Here is a 21,751-nt window from a genome sequence, read left to right on the forward strand (position 1 = left end):
TTATGAAAAAATCCATTTTTTATCATGCAGGATGTCCTGTATGTATCAGTGCAGAACATGATATTATCAACCTTATAGGTTTGGAAAATATTGAAATTATCCATTTAGGAAATGACAGAAACAAAATTGAAGAGGCTGAGAAGGCAGGCGTAAAATCTGTACCAGCTTTAGTAACACCTAATGGTAACGTTCTTCATATTAATTTTGGAGCATCTATGGAAGATGTGAAAAAATAGAATATTAATCTTGTTGTATAAACGAGACTGTTTCAAAACTGTCATTCTGAACGAAATGAAATGTAGTGAAGAATCTCGTGTATTTAGTTATCAATGAGATTCTTCCTTTGTCAGAATGACAAAAGCCAATTATTTGACTTTCTGAAACAGCCTCGTTTTTTGTTTTCTTCCTAATTACATTTATGTGTAAAATCTTTGAGAGAATTTATTGCCCATTCAGAACTTTCTAAATGGTTGCATTTCCCTCTACACCGTCAGAATTGCTCGTTTTATGCCCTGTGATTGCAGAAGCAACAAAGCTGAAGAGACTGACCAGTTTTCCTGCTTTAGTGTCCCAATAGTAAGTTTCCTTAGGTTCTACACGGATAATGGTAACATTGGGATCGTCTTTTCCATCGAACCAGGCTTTCGCTAAAGGAGACCATTTTTCTTCTATGGTCGCCTTATCCTTGTAAACAGAAGCTTCTCCGTACACCGAAAGATATTGGGAATCACTGTTATTCATAAAAAACAACTGTACTCTTCGGTCTTCTTTGATTTCAAAATTCTTGTTACTGGTTCCACTGCTGATAAACCAGAGATTTCCATTGTCATCCGTTTCCTGAAGAGTCATAGGTCTTGAATTTACAGGAACGGTTTCCAATTCTGTACAGAACATACATATTTTTGCACTTTCTGAAAGTTCCTTGATTTTTTTGATCGCCTCAAGATGGCTGAGATTCTTTGTTGACATAATATAATATTTTAAGTGATTGATGTAGACTAAATCATTCAAATACCTGACCAAAAGACAATAAAATGTGGTACATGGAATGGATTTCTTTTCAAAAACTTATGAGTATTTGTTGGAAATCGCAAAGACGCAAGGATAATTTTTTTATGATATAAGGCGCCAGGATTTTATCTTTGGAGAGAATTTGAATATTAAAACAGTTTCTTTTTCTGCCCATAAGTTTTATGTACATTTGATGAATGCAGATTTCGCCTCCTAAACATTTGACTCCTTTTATCAGGCATTATATCTTTTTGGAAAATTCTGAAAAGGATATAAGGAGTCTAAGGCTGTTTACGGATGGCAGTTCCGGGCTTATTCTCTCCGGAGATATGAATCTGTATTCCGGTGTTTCAGAAGATCGGATGCCGCTTTCTTTTTTTTATGGAACTTTAAATGGGTATAAAGATTTCTCTTCAAAAGGAAAATTTTCGCTGATTGCCATTGTATTTCAGCCCTATTTTTTAAATATCCTTTTAAAAACTTCTGCCAAAGAGATTAGAGATCAGATTGTCTCTGCTGAAGATGTCTTAAAGGATAAACTGGAAATATTTCAGGAAAAACTTTTTAAGAAAACAAATCCCTTGACCGTTATCAATGATCTTAATGTTTTTTTTACTGAATTTTTATCCGAAACAATAAACACGGATCATCATATTATAGCGGCCACACAGCAATATATTCTTCAAAATAAAGGCGTTGTATCATCCAAAGAATTAGAAAAATTCACAGGATATTCTGAACGTCATCTGGAAAGGAAATTTGAATTTCATATGGGAATATCCCCTAAAAAATATGGAAATATTATCCGTCTTCATTACTTTTTAAGCCTTGTTAATAAAAGTGTTGATGATAAAAATATGACGATGCTTTCCTATGAAGCAGGTTATTCCGATCAGTCCCATCTTATCAGGGAATTTAAAAACAATATCGGGCTTACTCCCAAACAGTATTTGAAAACAGAAAATAAAATGGCTGTCAATTTCATTGAACTATAAATAAGCTTGTCGGTTTTATACAATTTTTTAGAGGCTGAGCTATCTAGCTTTGCTTAAAAAAATCAATGAATATTAAAATTTCAACCGCACAATTTGAAAATAGAAGTGGTGATAAGGCTTATAATCTGTCTGTCATAGAAAAACTGGCCAGCCAGGCCGCTTCCCAGGGATCTCATGTCATTGCTTTTCATGAATGTTCCATTACAGGGTATACTTTTGCACGGAAACTTTCCAGAGAGCAGCTCCTTGATATTGCAGAACGTATTCCGGAAGGGGAGAGTATTCAAAGATTGCAGGATATTGCCGCTCAGAATGACATCACCATATTAGCCGGACTGTTTGAAAAAGATGAGCATGATCATCTTTTTAAAGCGTATGTATGTGTTGATAAAACAGGGCTGAAGGCTAAGTACAGAAAATTACATCCTTTTATCAATCCCCATCTTACACCCGGCAATGAGTATTGTATATTTGATATCATGGGCTGGAAGTGTGGTATTCTCATCTGCTATGATAACAATATCATTGAAAATGTAAGAGCGACGAGGCTTCTTGGTGCCGAAATTATTTTTATGCCCCATGTTACCATGTGTACTCCTTCCACGAGGCCGGGAGCTGGTTTTGTTGATCCTCAGCTTTGGGAGAACAGGGAAGCAGATCCTACCTCTTTGCGTTTAGAATTTGATGGTATGAAGGGGAGAGATTGGCTGATGAAATGGCTTCCGGCAAGAGCCTATGATAACGGCGCTTATATTGTTTTTTCAAATCCTGTCGGTATGGATGATGACCAGCTGAAAAACGGATGTTCTATGATTATAGATCCTTTTGGAGATTGTATTGCAGAATGCCGGTCATGGGAAAACAGTTTTGAATCTGCGGTTATTACTACTGAAAAACTTACTCAGGCAGGAGGATACAGGTATATTAAGGCCCGAAGACCTGAATTATATAGAGATATCATAGGGCAGAAGCACTCATCTGAGCAAAAAGTTATATGGCTGGATGATAAAACGGTTTAAAAATATAAACCCTCCCGCGACAAAGTTCAAGGAGGGTTTATTTATTCATTTATGGATTGATTGTTTTTTGGAGATCACTCCAGGCACCGCCGTTATAAATATGTTTGAAGCCTCTTTCTTTCAGGATATTTTCTGCTTTTACACTTCAAAGTCCATGGGAACGTACTGTAATGTATGTTTTTTCAGGATTCAATTCTATATACCGCTCTCTGATTGTTCCTAATGAAATATTAACAGAACCTTCTATGTGTCCCGTTTCGTATTCTTTTTCAGTTCTCACATCAAGAATGACTGCTCCTTTTTTGATCAGTTCAGGCAATCCGTTATCTAAGGTCTGAAACTGATAAATCCTATACACAATATACAGTATAAAAGCTATTCCACAGAATATAAGCACACTTTTCATAGTTTGCTCAGGATTTTTTTGTCAATATAGAATGTTCCAAAAGGAATAAAACAGGCAAGAATTACTTTCCATGTTATTTCTTTAAATTTCCAGCTTTGTTCTACGCCGACACTCAGCGTATTGAACAGAAAAAGCAGGAATAATGTTCCATGAACGGGGCCTATTAATCGTACAAATAATGGGTTCCCCATCCAGTATTTCATAGGAACGGCAATGCATATTAAACTTAGCAGTGAAATGCCTTCCAGAATCGCCAGAATTCTTAGCCGGCCGATTTTTGTTTTGAATAAATCCATCATAATTATCTGAAATAAGGTCTGTTTGCTAAAGGAGAAAAAGGCCACGGAACAGCAATGAAAATAATGATCAGTGCTATAGAAAACCAGATGCCCATGGTTTTAAATTTGTCTTTGTCTGAAGGTTTTCTTTTGGCTAAAGCGGAACCGATAGTGATCATCACAACAGCTGTAATCATCAATGAAATATGAATCAACCCGAAAAACAGGTGTTCAAAAGATTCTTTGGCTTCATTAAAATTTTTCCAAAAATATTGGACCACAGGACTTTTGAAATAGAATATCATTCCGATAATTAATTGTACATGAGCTATTGTAGCCGTCCAGTGTCTCACAGCGTTATCAGTTCCGGTAAATTTCCTGTCGGAGGAATATCCTTTATAAGAGCGGAAGATTGCATACATCAGGCTTATTAAAACCAGCCAGCGGGTCTGAGAATGTAAAAAAGTTAAGGTTTGATACATTGTTTATTTTTTTGAACAGAGCAAAGGTATAATAAAAACATACTAATTAGTATGTTTTTAGTCAAAAAAATTATTGAAGGGTTTTAAAATACGATTTAAGTCCTTTTAAATAAACAAGATATACCTCTTTAGAATTTTCAACTTTTCCAAGGTTTCGGACACCCCAATAGCCGGAAATGACAAAAATGCTTACTTCTCTTGCACTTATATCTTTCTTAATGATTCCTGCTTCCTTACCTTTTTCTATACTTTCTGCGAAAGCATTTTCCCATTCTTTTGAAAGTTCGTGCAAAGCTTGAGTAAAGGCGTTGTGCCATGGCGCCATTTGCTGTACAAAATTAGAAGTAGGACAGCCATATTCAACTTTTAAAAAGTCAGTTTCCATCAGAAGGTTGTAGATGATCTCATAAATATTATCCAATGGATTTTTATTATTCTGAAGAGATTCAATGAAGTTGCGTCTGAAATTGGGTTTCATCAATTCATTGATAATAGCCAGTCCCATTTCATCTTTGGTTTTAAAATGATAATAAAAGGCCCCCTTCGTCACCTGAGTCGTTGCAATAATCTCATCAATGCTTGTAGTCTGGAAACCTTTCACATAGATCAATTCGAACGCTTTCTGGAGAATAGTAAGACGGGTAGCTTCTGATTTCTTCATTAAAATAGCTGATTATTCTACAAAGGAACAAATTTTAAATTTAAAATAAAACTATCATTATTATGATACATTGATACAATTTAAATAATTTTTATAATACAATTATTCGTCGGAAATTTGCCTTGTCAATATCAACAAAATACAAGACAATGAATTATCAAAAAGAAATACAGATTAATACTGCAACACAGGCTGCTAAAAAAGGTCTCCCTGCAGCTTTATGGGCATTAACGATAAGTGCCTTTGGAATAGGAACTACGGAATTTGTAATTGTAGGCCTGCTTCCAACAGTAGCTTCTGATTTAGGGATCACGATTCCTTCAGCAGGACTGTTGGTAAGTCTTTATGCGATAGGAGTAGCTATTGGGGCTCCGGTATTAACAGCATTAACGGGGAAAATTCCACGCAAGACACTTTTGGTTTCCATCATGCTGTTGTTTGTTATCGGAAACGGTCTGGCATCTATTGCCCCCGGCTTTATTACTTTAGTGCTGGCAAGAATCCTCACGGGATTTGCTCATGGGGTTTATTTTTCCATTGGTTCTACCATTGCAGCCTCATTAGTTCCTGAGGAGAAACGAGCAACTGCCATTTCCATTATGTTTGCCGGGCTTACACTCGCCATTGTAACAGGAGTTCCGCTAGGAACTTTCATAGGACAGCATTTTGGTTGGAGAGCAACTTTCATTGGGGTTTCAATCCTTGGGATTATTGGATTAATTGCCAGTTTATTATTGGTTCCCAACAACCTGAAAAATGGAAAAACAGCTTCTTTAAAAAGTCAGTTTAAGGTATTGGGAAACAGACGTCTGATTTTTGCCTTTTTAATGACAGCTATGGGATACGGAGGAACATTTGTAGTTTTTACTTATCTGTCACCTATTTTACAGAAAATTACAGGGTTTCAGGAGTCAACCGTCACTTTTATCCTTTTGATTTATGGAATTGCCATTGCCCTGGGAAATCTTGTTGGAGGAAAAATTGCAAATAAAAATCCTCTAAAAGCCCTTCTATGGATGTTTGCTGCCCAGGGATTGATATTGCTTGCATTTTATTTTACTGTAAGCAGTCCGGTATTAAGTATTATTACACTTTTCTTTTTAGGAGCATTATCATTTGCTTCCGTTCCCGGGCTTCAGCTATTAGTGGTACAGATTGCAGAGAAAGAACTTCCGGGAACTGAGGATGTAGCTTCAGGGATTAATATTGCTGCCTTTAATATGGGTATTGCAATCGGATCTTATGTGGGAGGAATGATTGTGACCTCCTCATTAGGATTGGCGAGTACACCTTGGATTGGAGCTTTATTTTTGGTGGTCACCGTATTGATTACTCTATACAGTATCCGTTTAAGCAAGAAAAATTAAAATTTTACTAATCATTTTATTTTAGTGAGCAATCCTTGTCAAGGTTTAAAACCTTGACAAGGATTGATAAATGAAGAAGGTGGTGTTATAAAGGCAGATAAAAACCTGCCTTTATTCTGTTTATATTAAAAAGCTTTATCAAATTTCATAAATCTCAGCATCTGTAAACACAAAAAATGTACTTTTCTTAGGTAAATTTTTAGTATCCAATCCTGTAAATTCACTGAAAGCCGGAAGTAATAACTGATTGCTGCTGAGCGCAAAGCAGGGAAGCCTGATATTTTTTACAGCAGAATTCAGCACAATTCCGGGATGAATATGTCCGGTAACCTGAAATCCGGATCTGGCTGTATCAAAATCGTGAATAAAGGTAATACCATCTACTTCCAGCCATTCAGATTTGTGATGGAAACATAATTTTTTCTCCAATGCTTCCGGGATTCGGTCATGATTTCCTTCAATAAGATAAAATTGTAGATTGGGATATTGGTTTTTCCATGTACAGAATTCATCCACATCAGAATTGTCCCCTGCATGAAGCAGATCTCCAACTACAATAAATTTTTCAGGCTGAAAGAATTCAATCAGTGCTGATAATCTTTCCAGATCGCTTTTCATAATATGGTTGGCCAGTGCAATACCATTTTTTCGGAAATGCGCTGTTTTTCCGATATGAAGATCAGAAAGGATAAGGGCTTTTTCCCTTTCCCGGAATACCGCACGCTGATTGGTCAGAATGAAAGTTTCATTTTGGACAGAAATGCTTTTGGTTGCTATAAACACGCTTTATAATTGAAAATTTAATGTTTAAAATTACGTTATATTAATTGAATCAGCTGACTTTCCGGCTTACACGAAACTTTTCATCAAAAACATAAGTCAGTGGAAAGCCTGTAGCTATTTCTCTTTCTAAAATTTCTTCAGGAGACAGATGTTCAAGGTACATGATCAGTGCGCGGAGACTATTTCCATGAGCGACAATCAATACATTTTCACCCTTTTTTAATAATGGTCTTATCTGGCTTTCAAAATAGGGAATTACTCTGTTGTACGTATCTTTAAGACTTTCTCCGCCCGGCGGAACTACATCAAATGATCTGCGCCAGGTATGAACCTGTTCATCACCATATTTCAGAGCGGTTTCTGCTTTATTTAATCCTTCCAGATTTCCGTAAGAACGCTCATTGAGCGCTTTATCTTTAACGATTGGTATATTGGGGTTTCCTATTTCATTCAGGATGATGGATAAGGTATGCTGTGCTCTGATCAATGCAGAAGTGAAAGCAATATCTATTTTTTCTCCTTTTAAAGCAAGACCTGCTTTTTTTGCTTCTTCAATACCGGCTTCAGTTATATCGATATCTTTCCACCCTGTAAATCTGTTTTCCAGATTCCAGAGTGACTGTCCGTGGCGGACTAAGAACAATTTTTCCATTTTAAATTTTATTTAAACTTCTGAGAAGCTATACTCTAAGTTACGATGATTATTTAAACTTATCAAGAAAATTAACTTAGAATATTAGGCTAAGAATAAGATTAAATTTCACTGAATTTATTTACGAAATATCACTTATATTGGAGAGTTTCAGCATTCTTTTAATTCTTGCATCAAGTCCTTCACTGGAAAGTGTTTGTCTCAGACTGTCTACTTTGATCGGGAAACTGAGTGGAGTAAAGGAACGGGAATGTTTTAGAATAATTTCAGACTTTTCAATCCTTTTAAAAGCTTCTACAAGCCGCTGTTCCTGAAGTTGCATGTTAAAGACTTCCGTATAGGCCTGTTTTATTAAAAAATGATTGGAATCATGTTCTTCCAGTACTTTAAAAATAAGCCCGGCTGAACTCTGCAATGATTTGTTGGAGCGCTGCTGCCCGGCATAGTTTTGAATTACCATTCCTGAAATTACGGCAATATCTCTGAATTTTCTTCTCGCCATTTCAGCAGAATTGATACTTGCAATCACATCGTTCATCAGATTATCTCTGGTTAAAATCTGCTGCAGATTATCTTCATTAAGCGGTATTTCTTTATCACTGAACAGCTCGAATCCATAATCATTCATTGCCATCGAAAAGGAAATAGGGGCCAGTTTTGAGATACGATAGGCAATCAGTGCGGCCATTACTTCATGCACCAGACGGCCTTCAAAAGGATACATAAACAAATGATATCCTTCACGGTTTTTAATCATTTCCACCAGGAATTCGCCTTCTTTGGGGATATGAGAGTTCTTTTCCTGATTGATGAGCAATGGATGTAAAAATTTCAGTTCTTTTTCGGAAGCTTTCGGGTTTAAGGCATGGGAGAGCTTTTCTCTTAAAAAATGTCCCAGATTGGTACTTAAAGGCAATCTTCCGCCAAGATAACTCGGAACCAGTGCTCTTCCTTTGGCTGCTCTTACATAAACGGTCATATCTTTGATCATTGCAACCTCCAGCGTGCGCCCGGCCAGAATAAATTTTTCCTCTTTTTTCAATTTTGAAATAAAATATTCTTCAATCATTCCGATATACCCTCCGGAAATAAATTTCACCTTCAGCATAGCATCACTTACAATCACACCCATATTCATCCGGTGAAGCATAGCGATCTTTCTTGAAGTGACTTTATAAAGACCATCTTCCATAATGACAACCTTATGAAACTCTTCATAGCTTTTCAACACACTGCCGCCAATGGTAAGAAATTCAAGAATACTTTTCCATTCTTTATCGAGTATTTCCTGGAAGGCATAAACTTTTTTGATTCTTTCATAGAGTTCATCAGGATAAAAACCATCGCCAACGGCAAGTGTCATCAGAAACTGAACCAAAACATCAAAACATAAGACCTGTGGTTCTCTGGGCTCAACGACTTTCTGTTTTACAGCTTCTTTTAAAGCAGAAACTTCAATCAGTTCCAAAGAATGGGTGGGAACACAATAGATTCTGGAGGTTTCAAAAGGGGAGTGCCCACTGCGTCCTGCTCTTTGAAGGAACCGCGCAACACCTTTGGCGGATCCTACCTGAATAACAGTATCCACAGGTTTAAAATCAATACCAAGATCCAGCGATGATGTGGAGACCACTGCTTTTAATTTGCCGGAACTTAGATTTTCTTCAATCCAGATTCTCAAATGGGCATCAATGGAACTGTGATGAATCGCGATCTGTCCTGCAAAATCAGGGTGAGCATCCAGCAAAAGCTGATACCACATTTCACTCTGGCTTCTTGTATTCGTAAATACAATGGTGGATTTTGATTCAAGAATAATCGGAACAACTTTATCTGCGAGTTTGTTTCCGAGGTGCCCTGCCCAGGGTAATATTTCGATTTCATCCGGAAAAACCGGGAGAATATCTATCTTTTTGTGCTCTTTGGCTGTGATTTTTGTCTTTTTGCTCTCATAAGGAATAAGAACTTCCATGGCTTCATCCAGATTTCCGATGGTCGCTGTAATCCCCCAGATTTTAATCTTGGGAACATATTTCCTAAGCTGGGAAATGGCGAGTTCCACCATAACCCCACGTTTTGAACCCAGTAATTCATGCCACTCATCCACAGCGACACATTTCATATCTCTGAAAAAAGGTTCATTATTTTTCTGAGCGAGAAGCAAATGGAGGCTTTCCGGAGTTACAACCAGAATTTCGGGCATTTTCTTTATCTGCTGCTGTCGTACTTTCGGATCGGTATCTCCGTTTCTTACGCCTACAGTCCAATCGAGTCCTATTTCATCAATAGCCTCCTGCATGGCTTTCGCAATATCTTTGGATAAAGATCGGAGTGGAGTAATCCAGATCATTTTCAAGCCTTTTTTATAGCTTTCAGGATGATTCAGGAAGTCTGAAACTAAGGCTAAAAAGACCGAAAAAGTTTTTCCGAAACCGGTAGGAGCTACGACCATTCCGCTGTAGCCGTTTCCAAATTTCTTCCAGGTTTCCAACTGGAATTTAAAAGGGGCAATACCTTTATCGGTCATCCATTGTTGGATGATCTTAAATCCGTCGGTATGTTCAAAAGCTGCCAATTTATATTTTGATTTAAATGTTAACGCAATAGACGCTAAGAGTTTATATTCGTTTTTAATGTTTTTCGATCGCAAAGGCGTTTTACTTAGCGAAGACTATACTTTATTATGGCTGAACGCAGTGCCTTTGCGATCAAAAAATACTCACAAACAACATGAAAACTTAGCGTCTTTGCGTTAAAATATTATTGTATTAATTTTTTAATTTCTTCAAGAGAGTCAATTTCATCCACAGTTTTATCCTTCCGCCATCGTACAATTCTCGGAAATCTTAAAGCAACACCGCTTTTGTGGCGGTTGCTGAAACCTATTCCTTCAAAGGCAATTTCAAAGACCAGTTCTGCTTTTACAGTTCTCACAGGGCCAAATTTCTCAATGGCATTTTTGGTCACAAATCTGCTTACTTCCATAATTTCTTTATCAGTAAGTCCGGAATAAGCTTTGGCTATAGTAACCAGAGTATCTCCGTTTTTTACAGCAAAAGTATAATCTGTATAGTAGGCACTTCGTCTGCCGCTTCCTTTCTGGGCATAAATAAGCACTGCATCAATAGTAAACGGATTGATTTTCCATTTCCACCAGTCGCCTTTTTTCCGGCCGGAATGGTAGGGTGAGTTTTTTTGTTTTAACATCAATCCTTCACTGTTTACTTCTCTTGAATTTTCACGAAGAGAATCCAGTTCTTCCCATTTTTCAAAGTCAAGACTTTTGGAGATGCTGATGTTCTGAGGCACTTCATTTAATAATAATTCTTCGAGCAAAGCTCTTCTTGCAGAGATGGGTTTTTCTCTCAGATCGTTATTTTCAAGCTCTAATAAATCGTAAGCAAAGACTTCTATAGGAATTTCCGACAGCATTTTTTTAGTTAAAGTTTTTCTGTTTAATCTTTTTTGTAATTCATTAAAATTTAATACTTTATCATCTTTTACCGCAAGTATTTCTCCATCAATTACAAAGTTGCCTTTCATGGCTTTTACTACTTCTGTGATCTCCGGAAATTGTTCTGTGATGAGCTCTTCTCCTCTGGACCAGATGAAGACTTCATCATTTCTACGGATAATCTGTCCGCGTATTCCGTCCCATTTGTATTCCACCAGCCATTCATCAGGATTTCCAAGTTCTTCAGTTTCCTTTTCCAAAGGGTAAGCAAGGCAGAAGGGATAAGGTTTTGAGTTGTCAGGGTTTACATTTTCAGCATCAATAAGCTCTTTAAAAGAGACTTCATCTGGCAGCCATTTTCCCATTAAGCTATGCATCAGTGCACTTGATTCCTGGCCGGAAAATTTTGTCAGAGCATTGATCAAGGTTTTATCTGATACCCCGATTCTGAAACTTCCACCAATTAATTTATTGAAAATCAGACGTTCAGTATAGTCCAAGCCATTCCATGAATTCAACACAAATTCTTTTTTTTCTGTATCTGTTTTCCCTTTTAAACCGACAATATCATTCATCCATTCTGATAAGGTACGCTCTATATTTTCCTGCGGGGGTGGAAGAATCAATGATAATGTTTCCCCAAGATCACCCACGGAAGAATAAGATTCCTGAAACAGCCAGTAAGGAAGTTTTGTAACTTCCAGAGCCCATACTTTCATGTAATTGGTATTCACATTTCTCTTGGGTCTTTTCCCTGTAAACAAGGCGATAAACCATACTTTATCTTCATCAGGAGCACGTTCCAGATAATCAATGATGGCATCAATTTTAGCATTGGTCTTATTGGTCGTTTCCAAAGCGTTGATAAGGTCTGCAAAATGTCTCATGATTCGGGATTTTCTATGATTTCTTTTTCAGATTCTTCTTCGTCTTCTCCAAATAAAGTTTCCACAACATCTGCCCGGACTCCGATTTCATTCAGGTATTTTGAAAAAACTTCAGTCTGTCCGTGGGTAACATGTACGAGTTCGGCTTCCGTAGCCTTTACAGTTTGTAATAATCCCTTCCAGTCTGCATGGTCACTCATGGCAAAGCCTGCATCTGCACTCCGCCATCTTCTGGCACCGCGAACCTGCATCCAGCCGGAACATATTGCCGTAGCAGGATCAGGAATTTTTTTGATGATATTACTGTCAAGTAAAGCAGGAGGAACAATTACAATTTCATGTTCCATCTCTTTTGGACGTTCCCTGAAATCTGCTATGGTATAGTCCGGAAGGTCGATTCCTACTGTTTCAAAAGCTTCATTCAGTTTTCCGATAGAATAGTGGACGTATATTTTTCCAAGGTCTTCTACTGCCTTCATAATGCGCTGGGCCTTCCCTAAAGAATAGCCAATAAAGACGGATGTTTTATTATTTTCTTTATTCTTCAGTACCCAATTTTGTAGTTTTTTATTTAAATCCGGAACTTCCAGCCAATTGTAAATGGGCAGCCCAAAAGTGCTTTCTGTAACAAATTCATTACATTTCACCAGCTCGAAAGGAGTGCTCAATCCATCATTCTGAACTTTGTAATCCCCTGAAATAACAGTCACATATCCTTTATATTCCAGTCTGATTTGTGCAGAACCTATAATGTGCCCAGCAGGATGTAAAGAAAGCTTTACGCCATTAATAGTCACAATTTCTCCATATTCCAGACTCTGGCATTCAATATCAGTTCCGATTCTTTGATGCAGAATAGGTTTCGTAAAATGATGGCAAAGGTATTTTTTCATTCCCCAACGGGCATGATCAGCGTGGCCATGGGTAATAACCGCCATATCTACGGGTCTCCACGGATCTATATAAAATTTTCCATGAGGACAGTAGATTCCTTTTTTTGTAAATGTGATTAATTTCAATGGTGTGACTGGTTTTATAGAACAAGCTTCAAAAACTTAACCAATTTACAATAAACAGTTAATTTTTTGATGATTGAATGTCTGAAAACAGATAAAAAAAAGCTGTTTCAATCTGAAACAGCTTTTCTATATTATTTTTCGTTAAGTATATTGCTTACATGATCAATCCATTGATAATCAGGGATTGTTTTGTCTATGTAATAATCCGGTTGAATCCCTTTTCCGTCAATGGCCATATCCGGAATACGGAAGCTTTTAGAGAGTGAATATCCGAGTTTAAATTCATTACAGGGAGAGGGAAGGAAATACATATTGGAGATATCCAAAACCCCGGCAGTTGTAGTTCCAAAAAGTTTTACTTTTTTACTTTGTTTAGCTGCCAGTAAAAACTCTTCTGCGGTACTGCCATTCCTTTCATTGATGATAATTCCTACATTTTTTGGATACGGTGAAATTTTATCCATTTTATTGATTCCTACCATATTTCCATCATCCTGCAGGCTTACAAACTTGCCTAAATTCTGACTTAACTTGTCGTAGGCTTTCTTTAGATATTCTCTTTCTTCAGCCGGGATTCCATATTTCTGATAATTCTCATAAAAGTCCAGCATTCTCTGGTTATTCAGCTTTGTAGAATAAAATTGTGTTCTTACGCTTCTGATAGGATTAGTGTAGAGATACGGAATGATTTTAGCAAAACTGTTGTCGCTTCCGCCGCCATTATTTCTGATATCAATGATCAGATTTTCTGTGCTTTCAATTTTAGATTGGTTAGCTGTGATCACGCTGTCTATATCTTTTTTCAAAGCTCCATTAAAGGAAGGAATTCTTAAAAGCAGGGTAGTTTTATTAATTTCTTTTAAAAAAGGCTTTTCTGCGCTGGCCGCTTCAAGATAAGTCTCAATATTTTCTTCTCTTTCAAATTTTGGAGAAACTCTTTTTAAGGTAAAATCATTGATTTCAAGATAATTCTTTCCAATAAATCGGACATTGGTTATTTCCTGTCCGGATTTGTCTCTTAAATAGTAAGTTCCTTTTGTTTTATCAGTAGTAAGGCTCAGTTTCAATTCATAAGGTTTCCAGTTTTCTGCTCCGGATTGGATAATAAAACCTTTATAAACATCTCCGATTTTTTTAATTCCTATAGTGTAAGGCTGAACTTCCCAGATACCTTCAATATCAGAATCCTTTTTAGATAAAATTTCTTTTTTAAATTTTTCAATATCTATTTTTACCGTTTCAGTTTTATTATTTTCGTGTGTTACTGGCTGAGGCTGCTGATTATCTTTTTCGATCATTTTAATAGAAAAATGACCGGCTCTGAAAAATTTAAGCCATTCATAAATAGTCTGAGTGCATTCAGTATCTGATTTTGTACTTTTAATCTTATTCAGAAAATCATTATTATGAGCCTGATAGGCAGGAAGTCCTTTTTTATCGATTACATATTGGTATCCGGCATCATTTTCCTCAAATGTTTTTTTTACCCACTGAAAATTGCTTTCACAAGTACAGTTTTGAGCAAAGCTAAAAGAAGAAGTGGATAAAAAAATCAAAAAGAGTGTCTTAATTTTAAGCATACATGGTTTTTTAGTTTAATAGTTACAAATCTAACGATAAATATATTTTTTTATGATTTTTAAAGAGTATTTATTTAGCAAAACATTTTCCTTTTAGCTGTATTATCTGAACTTTTCAGCAATATAAATTTGAACGCTGCAACAATATTGAGCTTCCTGAAATCTTAGAAATTTGTACCAACATAAAAAAAGAATACAATGAGTAAAACAATTTTAATTACAGGTGCAGCAAGCGGATTCGGAAAGATTGCTGCATTTGATTTAGCAAAAAAAGGACACAAGGTAATTGCTACTGCACAGGTTTACCCGCAGATGAGCGACCTTATAAGAGAGGCAAAAGAACAGGGAGTAGAAATTACAGTAGACAAACTGGATGTTACCAATCCTCGTGATATTGCTTATATTCATGGGAAATATGATATAGATATTTTAATCAGCAATGCAGGAATAATGGAGGGCGGGCCTATTGCCGAGCAGCCAATCGATTTAATCCGTTCAATGTTTGATGTAAACGTCTTTGGTGGGTTGGAACTGGCGCAGGGATTCATCAAAAAATGGATAGATCAAAAGAAACCGGGGAAAATCGTATTTACAACTTCTATGGGTGAACTATGGACTGTTCCTTATGTAGCTGCTTATTGTGCATCAAAGCATGCTATGGGATCCATAGCTGAAGGTTTAAGAACAGAATTGGCTCAGTTTAATATTAAAATTGCTACCTGTAATCCGGGTGTTTTTGGAACAGGATTTAATGACCGTGGGGTAGATACTATTTCCCGTTGGTACAACCCTGAAACTAATTTTACACCACCTTCAGTTTTCGATGGTACTGCAGAATCATTAGCTCATCAGCTGGATCCACAGTCTATGGCAGAGGTGATTGTGAATGTAGCATTAGATGATGAAAGTCATTTCAGAAATGTACATCCAAAAGATACTGAAGATTTCGTAAAACAGCTTCAGGCAGATGCATGGACTGCAAAAAGCTAATATCATGGAACTGAATTATAAAACCGCTGAAAAAGCGCTGCATGGAGCAAAGGAAAAAGCGTTATCTATGAATATTCCTGTAAGCATTGTCGTGGTGGATGCCGGAGGACACCTGGTAGCATTGGCAAGACTGGACAGTGTTTATGGAGTGATTGATTTTGCAGTTAAAAAAGCAAAGACAGCAGTGATGTTCGGAGTAAACAGTGATGTGATGGGAGAAATCATTTCGGAAGCCGGGATTCACAGCTACGGTATGCTGAATTCAAATGATGGGCTTCTGACTATTGCAGGCGGTGTTGTCCTTAAAAACACAGAAGGAAAGATCATTGGTGCGATAGGCTCATCAGGCGGAACTCCCGAACAGGATAAAGAAATTGCAGAGGCGGGCGCTTTGGCTATTGCTTAAATTTCAGATATTTGTATCATGGAAAACACTTCTGAGATCATATTCGATAAACTGGTTTATTCATGTGCTTTTGAGTCCTACAGAGGTCACGAAGAATTCATTCCGGACCATTTTCTGGGATTTCAGATCTCCGGAGAAACACATGCTTTTCATGAGCAAGGTAAGACTGTGATTAAAGAAAATACAGTAGTTCTGGTCAGAAAAAATCAACTGATCAGGACTATTAAATATCCTTCAGCGCATGAAAAGTATCAGTTTATCTCCATCACGCTTGATGATGAAACGCTGAGACAGTATGCGGCTGAAAACAAAATAACTGTACATAATAATTCTCCAGGGAATCAGCGGTTGTTTTTTGAGCCTAACGATTTTTTTTCCAGCTATTTTACATCTCTTATTCCTTACATTAATAGAACACTGGAGATTCCTCCAAAATTATCAGCTTTAAAGGTGAAAGAAGCCATAGAACTCCTTTTGCTGAGTAATCCTGATCTTAAAAACCTGCTTTTTGATTTTTCAGAACCTCATAAAATTGATCTTGCGGAGTTTATGAACAAAAATTTTATGTTCAATGTATCGGTAGATGCTTTTGCCAAGCTTACAGGTCGCAGTTTATCAGGATTTAAAAGGGATTTTAATAAAACATTTCAGATGACACCCAAACAATGGCTGAAGGAAAAAAGATTAAAGGAAGCCTATTATTTAATTAAAAACAAGGATAAAAAGCCTTCAGATATTTATCTTGATCTGGGTTTTGAGAATTTATCCCATTTTTATTCTTCTTTTAAAAAGAAATTTGGCGTAACGACTACAGAAGTTTAGTATAAATCATTAAAAAAACACAATTTTTAATATTAGAGTTAATTAATTGTTGGAAAACGCAAAGACACAAAGAGAATTTGGCAGTGTAAATATTCTTAAGATGCAAAGATTTTATCTCCGATAAAATTTCAACCTACATAATCTCTCTGAGTTACACTTTTCTGCGTTTTTATGTTTTCCAACAATAATTTCTATTAAGGAATCATATTTTCAGCTTTTAATCTTTTAAAGACATCTGTAAAAGAATCTTCTGTACTGGTATAAGCTGTGAAACCAAGTTTTCTGCTTTTTGACATATCACACATCACTTCCAGAGGTCTCCCCAGATCCAGATCGGTATGCCATGCCGAAGAGAGACGGTTGAGATTTTTTTCTTTCAGATTGTATTTTTCTGCAATTGCAGTCCAGATTTCGTGGTCGTTTTCCAGTTCTTTTTCCAGAGGTTTTATCGTACCGTCAAAACCTTCAGCTTCTACACCAAACCAATCTGCCATCCTTTTCCATAACCATTTCCACCGGAAGACATCTCCATTGGTGATATTGAATGCCTGGTTCTTGGCCGATTCTGTGGTGGAAGCCCAAACCAATTGCTTAGCCAGGACTCTAGCGTCTGTTACATCCGAAACACCATTCCATTGTGCCTCAGATCCCGGCCAGATAAATTTTCGTCCTGTTTCCTTACAGATGCTGGCATACACAGCCAATGTGGTCCCGATATTCATCAGATTTCCCACGGCGTATCCAACAACCGTGTGTGGTCTGTGAATGCTCCATGTGAAGCCATCTCTTTCGGAAGCTTTGTACACTTCATCCTCCTGTGCATAATAGAAATTGGGAAGAGGAAGCCTTGGATGTTCTTCTCTGACAGGAGTTTCCGGTAAAACTCCTTTTTTAGCATAAGCCTCAAATGGGCCCAGATAATGTTTAAGTCCTGTAACCAGAGCCACATTTTTCACTGATTTTTTAGCAGATAAAACATTTAACAGATTTCTTACAAGCATACTGTTGACACGGATATTTTCCTCTTCAGTATCATTACGCATCCATGTGGTAAAGTAAATATGAGTAGGAGAGATTCCTTCCAGGGCTTCAGCAAGATTCTGTTCATTCATCAGGTCTGCCTTAACAGGATGAAGGCTCTGGATATTGGAGGTTGGATTTCTGGACAATCCATATGTTGTCCAGCCTTGAGCGATCAGTTCCTCAGCGAGGTTACTTCCTGTAATTCCGGTAGCGCCTACTATCAATGCAATATTTTCCATAAGTATTATAAAATTTCTTGTACAAAATTATGGATGATAAGAGGCTTTTATCCTTGATTTGGATCATGCATTCGGGTTGATCTGGATCAAGTGTTGTTTAAAGAATTCTTTTTACGGATTCTGCTTACGGTTTCAGGAGCAAGACCAAGATAAGAGGCGATAAGATTGTGAGGTACTCTTTTGATCATTTCAGGGTTCTTTTGTGCCAGTTGAAGATATTTTTCTTCAGCAGTATAACCGTTGGAAACAATGAGTCTGTAATCTTTTGTAACGAGGCTGTTCTGATATAAAATTCTGAAATAACGATCCATCACAGGAATTTGCAACAGCATTTTTTCATAATTTTCCAAGGTGATCATCAATACTTCTGTTTCCTCAACAGCATCAATATTCAGTACCGATTTTTCCTGATTGATAAAACTGTTGAAGTCTGAGATCCACCAGCCTTCAAAGGCAAACATATTGATGTGTTCATTTCCTTTTTCATCCGGAAAATAAGATTTTAACAGACCTTTGCTTACAAAAGACAACGATTTGCAGATATCTCCTTCCTGAAGAAGATATTGTTTTCTACGAAGTTTTTTAAGGGTAAAGAAAGTCTGAACCTGATTTTTCTGTTCGTCAGTAATATCAACTTTATTCTCGATATGGGAAAGCAGAACCTCAAACATCAAATAAATATTTTATCAAAAATACCACTTTCAACTGCAACTGGAGCTTTATTTTTCAAAATCATAGAGATTGATTTCTATTTCTTCATTTTTAATTTTTACGACTCTTGTATCCAGCGGATATATAATGAATTCTGCTGCTCCCTGGATTTTTGCCTCTAAAAGATGTCCGGCCAAAGCGGTATAATCTTCTCTTCCCAACGTAATGTGAAGGTGTAGAGTCGGTTTCCCTTCTATCTCAGAGATATTTCCGGAGATATTGGTGACTTCCATCTGTTCTTTAAAAGTCTTATCCACATATTTTTTGGTTGAAGGATTAAAAAAACGAAGTGTTGCTTCACTTACAGCTCCTATTCCTGTAACTTCTCCTGCCAGAATATTTTGGCTTTGAATAAAGTCCGTTAAAGCTTCTGCAATATTAGAACGGTTGTCAAGACTGACGATGTAGATATGATCCACTTTTCTTGCAGACCAATGGTTTCCTTTGTAATTCATGATCTCCTTATTTATCATATTGTTTTTAAATAATTGATGATCCCGATAACATCATCCTGACCAAAGCCTTTGTCGTGTGCATTTTGATAGGTTTGAATCAAAGCTTCGGATAAAGGATAATCAGCGCCTGCATTTTTAGCAAGAAGAATATCTTTCAGCATCAGATCAAGAGCAAATGCCGGAGCATATTGGTCTGCTATTAATAAAGATGTTTTTACTTTGGTAGCACCGCTTCCACTGGCACTTTCATTGATTATTTCCAGCATATCAGATTTTTCAATGCCTAATTTTCCGGCCAGTAAAACAGTTTCTGCCAGTCCCTGATAAATGGTGGAAAGAAAATAATTGATAGATAATTTTCCTGCGATTCCTTTTCCGTTTTCACCCAAATGTTTCACAGATTTCCCCATTTTCAACAGATAGGGCATAGCACGCTGGATGTCTTTTTCTTCACCTCCAGCCATAATGATTAGTGTCCCTTCTTGTGCAGGTTGAGTACTGCCTGCTACGGGAGCATCAATAAAGGAAGCTTCTTTTATTTTCAAGGCAGCTGCAGTTTCTTTTGAGGCTTCCGGGGAAATAGTACTCATATCTATAAAGAGTTTTCCTTGAATATCTAAAGAAAGAATTTCCTCATATACGGCTTTTATAGCACTGTCGTTGGTCAGCATTGTGAATATAATATCGTTGTTTTGTACCAGATCTTTAATTTGGGTATAGACTGAAGACTTCTCTTCAAAATCCCTGGCTTTTTCAGAAGTTCTGTTGTAAACCGAAAGTGGAAATCCTGCTTTTTCAATATTCTTTGCCATAGGGTGGCCCATATTTCCTAGTCCGATGAACCCGATTTTTTCCATTGTTATATTTTTATGTAGTTATTAATTAAGTTTTATGTTGTGAAGCTCCTGAATGAAAAGGAGTTATCTGAAGATATACAAGTTAGATTGTAAAATACGTGTATTTTGCAGCAAAATATCTACCAAATAGCTGATTTACCAAATTAAGTTTTAATTATATTTTTATGTATAAGCTTTTAAAACCGGATAAACTTTCAGAAATTTGCAGCAAATAAGAATCAATGAAGATTGTAGATATAGAGAACTGGAACAGAAAAGAGCATTTTGAATTTTTTTCTAAAATGGCAAGCCCTTATTTTGGATTTACAACAGAGGTAGACTGTACAAAAGCGTATGACACAGCGAAAGAAAAAGGATATTCTTTTTTTGCCTACTATTTTCACAAGTCTATGGTCGCAATTAATACTGTGAATGAATTAAAACTGAGAATTATCGATGGTCAGGTAATACAGTTTGATACGGTTCATGCCGGCAGTACGATTGGAAGACCGGATGGGACTTTCGGATTTTCATTTACTCCTTTCTCAGAAGATTTTGAAACCTTCAATGAAACGCTGCAGGAGGAAATAAAAGGAGTGCATCAGACTTCAGGATTAAGATTAAGCAATGGAAGACTGGGAAAAGACCACGTAAGACACACGACTATTCCATGGAATTCCTTCAGTGCTATATTACACCCTACAGATTTTAATACTACAGAATCAGTCCCTAAAATTGCTTTTGGAAGATTCAATATCCGTGACGGCAGAAAGTATCTTCCAGTTTCTATTGAAGCCCATCACGGATTGGCTGATGGTCTTCATCTTGCCAAATATCTGGAGGAATTTCAAAGACAGCTTGATCAGTAGAGGATTATAGAGTTTGAAGAAAATAATACATATATTGTTCAACAAATAATTAAAGCCGGATCTCTCCGGCTTTTACTTTTAATAATAAATCTTTCGTTTTTCTATTTTCACAATCTGGTCTTTCTCCATCTGCTTTATGGTCCGTATAACTGTTTCTACACGTAATCCGGTGAGTGATGCCAGCTGCTGGCGGGTAAGAGGAATCTGGAAAGAATAAAGCGTTTTATCTTCATGATAACTTTTCAGGTAATCCATCAGCAGTTTTAGTTTACCAACGGGATTTTGGAAAGAAAGATTATACAGCATGATATATTTGTAATACATTCTTTCAGCAAGACATTCGTAAATATTGAGTGAAATTTCAGGGTTACTTTTGATCAGGTCCAAAAAATTCTGCTTCGACATTTTGTAAATAACGGAATCTTCTATCGCTACAGCATTCATAGGATAAGGCCGGTCTACAAACAGTAGAGATTCACCAAAGCTGTGGCCGTCTGAGAATATATTCTGAATAAACTCTTTGCCGTCTTCCGTATAATTATTGAGTTTAATTTTCCCTTTTTTAATCTGATAATAATGGGATGGGAGCTCTTCTTCATGAAAGATTATCTCGCCTGTATGATAAGTTCTGGTTTCCACTCCAAAAGAAATTAATAAACTATCAATAATCATAGTTGTGATTTTATTTATAAAATAAAGGAACATCAATTTTATTGATTTCTCTTATCATGTGGTACCATTCACATACCACATATATTCATTTTTTACACATGCATAGCCCGGAAAACATTGACTGAGATCATAAA

General features: G+C 36.7%; 24 protein-coding genes. 8 read left to right on the plus strand and 16 right to left on the minus strand.

Features of this window, described 5'->3' with window-relative positions:
• Positions 1 to 2 precede the first annotated feature (2 nt).
• Positions 3 to 236, plus strand: a complete 234-nt coding sequence (locus CHRYMOREF3P_RS02015; protein WP_077417465.1) for a thioredoxin family protein — start codon at positions 3 to 5, stop codon at positions 234 to 236.
• 226 nt (positions 237 to 462) lie between these two features.
• Here CHRYMOREF3P_RS02015 and CHRYMOREF3P_RS02020 read toward each other — a convergent pair whose 3' ends face one another.
• Entirely contained in the window at positions 463 to 969 is a 507-nt protein-coding gene (locus CHRYMOREF3P_RS02020) for a pyridoxamine 5'-phosphate oxidase family protein (RefSeq protein WP_077417464.1), read from the minus strand.
• A gap of 239 nt (positions 970 to 1,208) precedes the next feature.
• On the opposite strand from CHRYMOREF3P_RS02020, the gene CHRYMOREF3P_RS02025 reads away from it, so the two are divergent.
• Together CHRYMOREF3P_RS02025 and CHRYMOREF3P_RS02030 are read left to right on the plus strand one after the other, a co-directional pair.
• The gene (locus CHRYMOREF3P_RS02025; RefSeq protein WP_180563725.1) at positions 1,209 to 2,006 is read left to right on the plus strand and encodes a helix-turn-helix domain-containing protein; all 798 of its coding nucleotides are present in this window, start codon (positions 1,209 to 1,211) and stop codon (positions 2,004 to 2,006) included.
• 65 nt (positions 2,007 to 2,071) lie between these two features.
• The gene (locus CHRYMOREF3P_RS02030; RefSeq protein ID WP_180563726.1) at positions 2,072 to 3,025 is read left to right on the plus strand and encodes a nitrilase family protein; all 954 of its coding nucleotides are present in this window, start codon (positions 2,072 to 2,074) and stop codon (positions 3,023 to 3,025) included.
• A gap of 145 nt (positions 3,026 to 3,170) precedes the next feature.
• Here CHRYMOREF3P_RS02030 and CHRYMOREF3P_RS02035 read toward each other — a convergent pair whose 3' ends face one another.
• The 4 genes from CHRYMOREF3P_RS02035 to CHRYMOREF3P_RS02050 form a co-directional block, all read right to left on the minus strand.
• Complete coding sequence (locus tag CHRYMOREF3P_RS02035; protein ID WP_232538946.1) at positions 3,171 to 3,431, minus strand: rhodanese-like domain-containing protein; 261 nt, start codon at positions 3,429 to 3,431, stop codon at positions 3,171 to 3,173.
• On the minus strand, positions 3,428 to 3,730 hold the full coding sequence (locus CHRYMOREF3P_RS02040) for a DUF3817 domain-containing protein (protein WP_180563727.1): 303 nt from the start codon (positions 3,728 to 3,730) through the stop codon (positions 3,428 to 3,430). Before CHRYMOREF3P_RS02040 ends, CHRYMOREF3P_RS02035 begins: the two co-directional genes overlap by 4 nt.
• A 2-nt stretch (positions 3,731 to 3,732) precedes the next feature.
• Positions 3,733 to 4,191, minus strand: a complete 459-nt coding sequence (locus tag CHRYMOREF3P_RS02045; RefSeq protein WP_077417454.1) for a hypothetical protein — start codon at positions 4,189 to 4,191, stop codon at positions 3,733 to 3,735.
• A 70-nt stretch (positions 4,192 to 4,261) separates the two neighbouring features.
• Positions 4,262 to 4,852: a TetR/AcrR family transcriptional regulator gene (locus CHRYMOREF3P_RS02050; RefSeq protein ID WP_077417452.1), complete on the minus strand. Its 591-nt coding sequence runs from the start codon at positions 4,850 to 4,852 to the stop codon at positions 4,262 to 4,264.
• A 149-nt stretch (positions 4,853 to 5,001) separates the two neighbouring features.
• On the opposite strand from CHRYMOREF3P_RS02050, the gene CHRYMOREF3P_RS02055 reads away from it, so the two are divergent.
• Positions 5,002 to 6,219 carry an MFS transporter gene (locus CHRYMOREF3P_RS02055; protein ID WP_180563728.1) on the plus strand — a complete coding sequence of 406 codons (1,218 nt, stop codon included), beginning with the start codon at positions 5,002 to 5,004 and terminating at the stop codon, positions 6,217 to 6,219.
• Positions 6,220 to 6,357: 138 nt separating this feature from the next.
• Here CHRYMOREF3P_RS02055 and pdeM read toward each other — a convergent pair whose 3' ends face one another.
• The 6 genes from pdeM to CHRYMOREF3P_RS02085 all read right to left on the minus strand — a co-directional run bounded on the left by pdeM (position 6,358) and on the right by CHRYMOREF3P_RS02085 (position 14,594).
• Positions 6,358 to 7,002: a ligase-associated DNA damage response endonuclease PdeM gene (gene pdeM, locus CHRYMOREF3P_RS02060; RefSeq protein WP_077417448.1), complete on the minus strand. Its 645-nt coding sequence runs from the start codon at positions 7,000 to 7,002 to the stop codon at positions 6,358 to 6,360.
• A gap of 49 nt (positions 7,003 to 7,051) precedes the next feature.
• Complete coding sequence (locus CHRYMOREF3P_RS02065) at positions 7,052 to 7,654, minus strand: 2,3-bisphosphoglycerate-dependent phosphoglycerate mutase (protein ID WP_077417446.1); 603 nt, start codon at positions 7,652 to 7,654, stop codon at positions 7,052 to 7,054.
• 121 nt (positions 7,655 to 7,775) lie between these two features.
• A complete protein-coding gene (locus tag CHRYMOREF3P_RS02070; RefSeq protein ID WP_198424125.1) occupies positions 7,776 to 10,229 on the minus strand; it encodes a ligase-associated DNA damage response DEXH box helicase in 2,454 nt (817 codons plus the stop codon).
• Between the two features lie 185 nt (positions 10,230 to 10,414).
• Entirely contained in the window at positions 10,415 to 11,995 is a 1,581-nt protein-coding gene (locus CHRYMOREF3P_RS02075) for an ATP-dependent DNA ligase (RefSeq protein ID WP_180563729.1), read from the minus strand.
• Complete coding sequence (locus CHRYMOREF3P_RS02080; protein ID WP_180563730.1) at positions 11,992 to 13,014, minus strand: ligase-associated DNA damage response exonuclease; 1,023 nt, start codon at positions 13,012 to 13,014, stop codon at positions 11,992 to 11,994. Before CHRYMOREF3P_RS02080 ends, CHRYMOREF3P_RS02075 begins: the two co-directional genes overlap by 4 nt.
• A gap of 131 nt (positions 13,015 to 13,145) precedes the next feature.
• The gene (locus tag CHRYMOREF3P_RS02085) at positions 13,146 to 14,594 is read right to left on the minus strand and encodes a S41 family peptidase (protein WP_180563731.1); all 1,449 of its coding nucleotides are present in this window, start codon (positions 14,592 to 14,594) and stop codon (positions 13,146 to 13,148) included.
• A gap of 198 nt (positions 14,595 to 14,792) precedes the next feature.
• Between CHRYMOREF3P_RS02085 and CHRYMOREF3P_RS02090 the strand changes: the two genes are divergently transcribed.
• The 3 genes from CHRYMOREF3P_RS02090 to CHRYMOREF3P_RS02100 are packed head-to-tail and all read left to right on the plus strand — an operon-like array spanning position 14,793 to position 16,812.
• Complete coding sequence (locus CHRYMOREF3P_RS02090) at positions 14,793 to 15,584, plus strand: SDR family oxidoreductase (RefSeq protein WP_180563732.1); 792 nt, start codon at positions 14,793 to 14,795, stop codon at positions 15,582 to 15,584.
• A gap of 4 nt (positions 15,585 to 15,588) precedes the next feature.
• Entirely contained in the window at positions 15,589 to 15,990 is a 402-nt protein-coding gene (locus tag CHRYMOREF3P_RS02095) for a GlcG/HbpS family heme-binding protein (RefSeq protein WP_077418092.1), read from the plus strand.
• Between the two features lie 18 nt (positions 15,991 to 16,008).
• On the plus strand, positions 16,009 to 16,812 hold the full coding sequence (locus CHRYMOREF3P_RS02100) for a helix-turn-helix domain-containing protein (RefSeq protein ID WP_077417434.1): 804 nt from the start codon (positions 16,009 to 16,011) through the stop codon (positions 16,810 to 16,812).
• Between the two features lie 194 nt (positions 16,813 to 17,006).
• Here the strand turns inward: CHRYMOREF3P_RS02100 and CHRYMOREF3P_RS02105 are convergent, their stop codons facing one another.
• From CHRYMOREF3P_RS02105 to CHRYMOREF3P_RS02120, 4 genes are all read right to left on the minus strand, one after another.
• Positions 17,007 to 18,074, minus strand: coding sequence for an SDR family oxidoreductase (locus CHRYMOREF3P_RS02105; RefSeq protein WP_180563733.1), 1,068 nt, complete (start codon positions 18,072 to 18,074; stop codon positions 17,007 to 17,009).
• An 86-nt stretch (positions 18,075 to 18,160) separates the two neighbouring features.
• Positions 18,161 to 18,745 carry a Crp/Fnr family transcriptional regulator gene (locus CHRYMOREF3P_RS02110; RefSeq protein ID WP_077417430.1) on the minus strand — a complete coding sequence of 195 codons (585 nt, stop codon included), beginning with the start codon at positions 18,743 to 18,745 and terminating at the stop codon, positions 18,161 to 18,163.
• A 48-nt stretch (positions 18,746 to 18,793) separates the two neighbouring features.
• Positions 18,794 to 19,240, minus strand: coding sequence for a PPC domain-containing DNA-binding protein (locus CHRYMOREF3P_RS02115; RefSeq protein ID WP_180563734.1), 447 nt, complete (start codon positions 19,238 to 19,240; stop codon positions 18,794 to 18,796).
• A 14-nt stretch (positions 19,241 to 19,254) separates the two neighbouring features.
• Positions 19,255 to 20,097 (minus strand): NAD(P)-dependent oxidoreductase, encoded by an 843-nt coding sequence (locus CHRYMOREF3P_RS02120; protein ID WP_232538947.1) that lies wholly within the window; start codon positions 20,095 to 20,097, stop codon positions 19,255 to 19,257.
• A gap of 221 nt (positions 20,098 to 20,318) precedes the next feature.
• Here CHRYMOREF3P_RS02120 and CHRYMOREF3P_RS02125 point away from each other — a divergent pair, with 221 nt between their 5' ends.
• Entirely contained in the window at positions 20,319 to 20,945 is a 627-nt protein-coding gene (locus tag CHRYMOREF3P_RS02125) for a chloramphenicol acetyltransferase (protein ID WP_077417424.1), read from the plus strand.
• A 78-nt stretch (positions 20,946 to 21,023) separates the two neighbouring features.
• On the opposite strand, the gene CHRYMOREF3P_RS02130 is transcribed toward CHRYMOREF3P_RS02125, so the two are convergent.
• Entirely contained in the window at positions 21,024 to 21,617 is a 594-nt protein-coding gene (locus tag CHRYMOREF3P_RS02130; RefSeq protein ID WP_077417422.1) for a Crp/Fnr family transcriptional regulator, read from the minus strand.
• Positions 21,618 to 21,751: the final 134 nt, after the last annotated feature.

The sequence above is a fragment of the Chryseobacterium sp. JV274 genome, assembly GCF_903969135.1.
Taxonomy (GTDB): Bacteria; Bacteroidota; Bacteroidia; order Flavobacteriales; family Weeksellaceae; genus Chryseobacterium.